General features: G+C 76.9%; 3 protein-coding genes and 1 pseudogene. 3 read left to right on the top strand and 1 reads right to left on the bottom strand.

Annotated features, from left to right (window positions below; all coding sequences use genetic code 11):
- The 3 genes and pseudogenes from ACYVKY_RS15070 to ACYVKY_RS15060 form a co-directional block, all read left to right on the top strand.
- Window positions 1-577: pseudogene (locus ACYVKY_RS15070) on the top strand (hypothetical protein); the annotation flags it as partial.
- Complete coding sequence (locus tag ACYVKY_RS15065) at window positions 574-1,965, top strand: MmgE/PrpD family protein (RefSeq protein WP_460435810.1); 1,392 nt, start codon at window positions 574-576, stop codon at window positions 1,963-1,965. The pseudogene ACYVKY_RS15070 and the gene ACYVKY_RS15065, both read left to right, overlap by 4 nt.
- 33 nt (window positions 1,966-1,998) lie before the next feature.
- Window positions 1,999-3,351, top strand: coding sequence for an MFS transporter (locus ACYVKY_RS15060; protein WP_460435809.1), 1,353 nt, complete (start codon window positions 1,999-2,001; stop codon window positions 3,349-3,351).
- Window positions 3,352-3,372: 21 nt separating this feature from the next.
- Here the strand turns inward: ACYVKY_RS15060 and ACYVKY_RS15055 are convergent.
- Window positions 3,373-5,135: penicillin-binding transpeptidase domain-containing protein (locus ACYVKY_RS15055; RefSeq protein WP_460435808.1), on the bottom strand; the 1,763-nt coding region annotated here is incomplete at its 5' end.

Here is a 5,135-nt window from a genome sequence, read left to right as displayed (position 1 = left end):
CGACGGGGCGGCCGCCGGCAGGGTGCTCGGTGCCGCCTCCGGCCCGCGGACGCTCGCGGCGACCGCGCTCGCCCTCGGCGGCGTCCTGGTCGACGTGCGCACCGACCCGACGACCGTCGCCCGGGCCGCCGACCTCGCCCGCGAGGCCGCACCCGGCTGCCGGGTCTGGCTCTTCCTGCGCGCCGTCGTGACCTCGGGCGAGGACGAGGCGGCCTCCGCCGCCGCCCCGCTCGTCGGCTCGTGCGCGAGCCGGCTCGTCGCGGCGCCCGACTGGTACGGGCTCGACGACGACGCCCTCGCCGGGGCGCGGGCCGTGGCGGCCGGGCACGACTACCGCCGGCACGGCACGGCGGGCGCGTCCGCCGCCGACCTCGACCCCGGTGCCGTCCGGGCCGTGCGGAGGCGCTTCGTCCTCACCGGTGAGGCCGACGAGATCGCCGCTGCCGCAGCCGCGCTCGCGCCGTCCCGGCTCGACGGCGTCGTCCTCGCGGGCGGGCTCGACGGCGTCACCGACCGGCTCGACCAGCTCCTGCCCGCCGTCCGCGCGGCGGTCCCGACCCCCGGAGGTGGCGCGTGAGCGCACCCGTCGACGTCCCCGCCCACACGCCGGTCGCACCGCCGCTGGGCGCCTTCGCCGCCGCGGCCCGGCTCGACGACGCCCCCGACGACGTCGTCGGCTTCACCCGGCTGCTGCTGCTCGACACGCTCGGCGCGCTGCTGGGCGGGCTGCGGTACGCACCCGTCCGCGCGCTCGGGCGCTCGCTCGGGCTCGACCCGGCCGGCCCGGCGCCGTTCGGCTTCCTCGTGACCCTCGGCACCGCCTCGACCTGGCTGGACGCCGACTCCGGCGGCTCGTTCCACCCGCAGGGGCACCGGCTGCCCCCGGTGCCGACGGCCCACCCCTGTCCCCACCTGCTGCCGGTGCTGCTGCGCGCGGCCGTCGCCGACGACGTCGACGACCGCCGGCTCACCGAGGTGTTCCTCGTCGCCGGCGAGGTCGGCCTGCGGGCCGGCACGGCCACCTCGCTGCGCCCCGGGCTGCACCCGCACGGCGTGCACGGGTCCGGGTCGGCGGCGCTCGCCTCCGGGCTGCTGCGCGGCGCGCCCGCGGCCGAACTCGGCGCCGGGTGGCTGCTCGGCACCGCGCTGCCGATCGCGGCGACGCTCGACGTGCCCGTCCGCGGCGGCACCGTGCGCAACGCCTGGACCGGCCTCGGCACCTGGCACGGCGCCCGGGCCGACCTGCGGGCGGCGGCGGGTGAACCGGGTGACGAGGCGCTGCACGCCGCGCTGTTCGACGGGGCGGTGTGCACCGACCTCGACGAGGAGGTCCTCCTCGGCGACCTCGGCGTCCGCTGGCAGCTGCCCGCGAGCTACCTGAAGCCGTACGCCTGCGCCCGCTGGGTGCACCCGACGCTCGACGCCCTGGCGCTGGCCCTGCGCTCGGGCGGGCTGGGCACGGCGTCGGCCGACCTGGTCGAGCGGGTCGAGGTCGACACCTTCGCCTTCGCCGCGTCCCTGACGAGCACCCGGCCCGAGACCGACCTGCACGCGCGGTTCTCGGTGCCGGCCTGCGTCGCCGCGCTGCTGCTCGACGGCGACCTGCACGCCGGCTCCTTCCTCGACGACGCCGTGCACCGTCCCGAGCTGGTCGACCTGGCCGGCCGGGTCGTGCTGCGCGAGGACCTGGACGCCACCGCCGCGCTCCCGCACCGCCGGCCGTCCCGGGTGCGGGTGCACCTGCGCGACGGCCGCGTGCTCGAGGCGTCCGTGCGCAACGCGCGCGGCAACCCGGACGACCCGCTGACGACCGAGGAGGTGCTGACCAAGCTCCGCCGCAACACCGGCGAGCTGGTGCCGCCCGCGCTGGTCGACGACGTCGTCGCGTCGGTGCTCGACGGTGGCACCGGCACCGCGATCGGCGCGCTGGTGCGGGCGGCGCTCGCGGACCTGTCCGGTTCCTGACCCCGGGCGCGGGCGCGCCATCATGGACGGGCGATGACAGCGTCCCCGGCAGCGAGCCCGACCCCCGGCGAGCGGCCCACGTCCACCCGGTCGTGGGTCGTGTGGGGCGTCGCCGTCGCCGCCTACGCGGTCGCCGTCTTCCACCGCACCTCGCTCGGCGTGGCGGCCGAGGAGGCGTCCGACCGGTTCGGCATCGGCGCGTCGGAGTTCTCGACCTTCGCCGTCGTGCAGCTGCTGGTGTACGCGGCGATGCAGGTGCCGGTCGGCGTGCTGCTCGACCGGTTCGGCTCCAAGGCGCTGCTGCTCGTCGGCGGGCTGGTGATGGCCGGCGGCCAGCTGCTGATGTCGCAGGCGACCCACCCGTCCGGCGCGCTCGGCGCCCGGGTGCTCATCGGGTTCGGCGACGCGATGACCTTCATCAGCGTGATCCGCCTCGTGCCGGCGTGGTTCGCGCCGCGGCAGGTGCCGATGGTCACCCAGGTGACCGGCCTGGTCGGGCAGGTCGGCCAGATCGCGAGCGCCTTCCCGCTGGTGCTCGTGCTGCACGGTCCCGGGTGGTCGAGCGCCTACGCGGGTGCGGCCGGGCTCGGCGTGCTGGCCGCGCTGCTGGTGCTGCTCCTGCTGCAGGACACGCCGTCCGGACCGATCCCGCCGTCCGGCCCGGTCTCGCTCACCAAGGTCCGTGGCGACGTGCGCGACTCGTTCCGCCACCCGGGTACCCGGCTCGGGCTGTGGACGCACTTCACCGTCCAGTACTCGGGCGTGGCCTTCGCGCTGATGTGGGGCTTCCCGTTCATGACCCAGGGGATCGGGCTCTCGCCCGAGGGGGCGAGCGGGCTGCTCACCCTGCTCGTGGTCGGCGGCATGGCGTCCGGTCCGGTGCTCGGGCGGCTGACCGCGCGGTTCCCGCTCCGCCGCTCGAACCTCGTGCTGGGCGTGGTGCTCTCGACGATCGCGACCTGGACGGCGCTGCTGGCGTGGCCCGGGCGCCCGCCGCTGTGGCTCGTCGTGCTGCTCGTGCTCGTGCTGTCCGCGAACGGCCCGACCTCGATGGTCGGCTTCGACTTCGCCCGGACGTCGAACCCCGCGGCCCGCCTCGGCAGCGCCACCGGCATCGTCAACGTCGGCGGCTTCGTCGCCTCGCTGCTGTGCATCCTGCTCGTCGGCCTGCTGCTCGACCTGCAGGCACCCGACGGCCGGTACGACCTGCACGACTTCGAGGTCGCGATGTCGTCGCAGTACCTGCTGTGGTTCCTCGGGCTCGCCGGCATCTGGCGCACCCGCACCCTCACCCGCCGCAAGATGCGCGACGAGGAGGGCGTGCACATCGACCCGCTCGTGCAGGCCGCCCGCCGGCACTGGCGGGCCCGCCGCGACGGCCCCTGATCCGGCTCCGTCCGCCCGGCGTCAGCCCAGGCCGCGCAGGAACGCCTCGGCGACGGGGACGCCCGAGCGGGCGCCGCTGACGCCGTCCTCGACGAGCACGGCGAAGGCGACGTCGCCCTGGAAGCCGATCGTCCAGCCGTGCGTGCGCGGCGGCACCTCGGTGCCGTACTCGGCGGTGCCGGTCTTGGCGAACACCGGCTCGCCCGGGACGTCGGCCAGCGCGGCCGCGGTGCCGTCGGTGGCGACCCGGCGCATCAGGTCGCGGACGACGGCGAGGTCGGCGACCGGCGCGGGCACCTCGACGGCGGTGTCGGACGCCGGGTCGACCAGCGTCGGGTCGAGCCACGAGCCGCGCGCGATCGTGCCGGTGGCGACGGCCATGGCGAGCGGGCTGGCCAGGTCGCGGCCCTGCCCGATCGAGGCCGCCGCCTTGTCGACCGCCGACTCGTTCGCGGGGATCTCGCCGGTGAAGGCGTCGGTGCCGACCGTCCAGGCCGCGCCGAGCCCCATCGGGGCGGCCGCGGTCGCCAGGCCGTCGTCGCCGAGCCGCGACGAGAGCCCGACGAACGCGGTGTTGCAGGACGCCGCGAAGTCGTCGGCGAACGTGGCGGCGTCGCCGAGCGCGCCGCCCTCGAAGTTCTGGAACGAGCGGCCCTCGACCGTCGCGGTCGGCGGGCAGGCGACGGTGTCCGACGGTCGCACCCCGGCCGCCAGCAGGGCCTGGGTCGACACCGCCTTGAAGGTCGAGCCGGGCGGGTACTGCCCCGTCAGCGCGCGGTCGGCCCCGCTCGCCGGGGTGTTCGCCACGGCGAGCACCGCGCCCGTCGACACCTGCACCGCCACCAGCGCGGCGTTGCCGTTGCCGCCGTCGGTGCCGAGCGAGCCGGACGAGATGACCTGCGCCAGAGCGGAGTCGGCCGCCTGCTGCACGCGTGGGTCGAGGGTGACGACCAGTGGCTGGCCCGCCACCGGGTCGACGGAGAACAGCTCGGTGCGGGTCGGCTGCGCGGCGCCCTCGGACACCAGCTCGACGGTGACGCCGGCGCTGCCCGCCAGGCGCTCGTCGTACTCGCGCTGCAGGCCCGACAACCCGGTCTGGTCGCCCGCGGCGACGCGTCCACCACTGGCCTCGACGATCTCGGCGGTCGCCGGCCCGACCGTGCCGAGCAGGGCGCGGGCGAACTCGCGGGTGGGGGCCAGCGGCAGCGTCGACTCGGCGAAGACGGTGCCGGGCAGCGGCTGGATCTGCCCCTTGACGGCGTCGTAGTCGCTGCGCCGCAGCGTGATCACGTCGACGAAGGCGTCCGGCTGCGCGCCCTGGACGCGCTGGGCGAGGGTCGCCGCGTCGACGTCCAGGACCTCCGCGAGCGTGGTGGTCAGGCTCGCGAGGTCCTGCACCCGCGAGGGCTGGACGCCGACCCGCACCACCGGCTGGTCGCCGACGACCACCGACCCGTCGGGACGCTGGATCTGCGCGCGGGGCGCCGTCGTCCGGGTGGCGGCCAGCGCGGCGTCGACGGTGAGGTCGGGGTGCACGAGCGACGGCTCCCAGGTGGACGTCCAGGTGCCGTCCTCGCCCTCGGAGGTGGTCAGCTCGGTGTCGTACGACCAGCCGTCCGGACCGAACGGCCAGGTCCAGGTGAGCGGGGTGGTCGCGGTGCTGCCGTCGCGGGTCGTCGGCCCGGCCTCGACCTGCGGCGCGACGCCCAGCCCGGCCACGGCGGCTGCGTGCAGCCCGCTCGCCGCGGCGGCGTCCTGCACGGGCGCCGCGGTGAGGTCGCCGG

The sequence above is a fragment of the Angustibacter speluncae genome (assembly GCF_054777815.1).
The sequence above is the reverse complement of the archived record's forward strand: the minus strand, read 5'-3'. Positions and strand labels throughout refer to the sequence as shown.

What these genes read in the sequence shown, in the direction of transcription:
- ACYVKY_RS15060 (WP_460435809.1), top strand. Translation starts at nt 1,999, where the DNA reads ATGACAGCGTCCCCGGCAGCGAGCCCGACCCCCGGCGAGCGGCCCACG.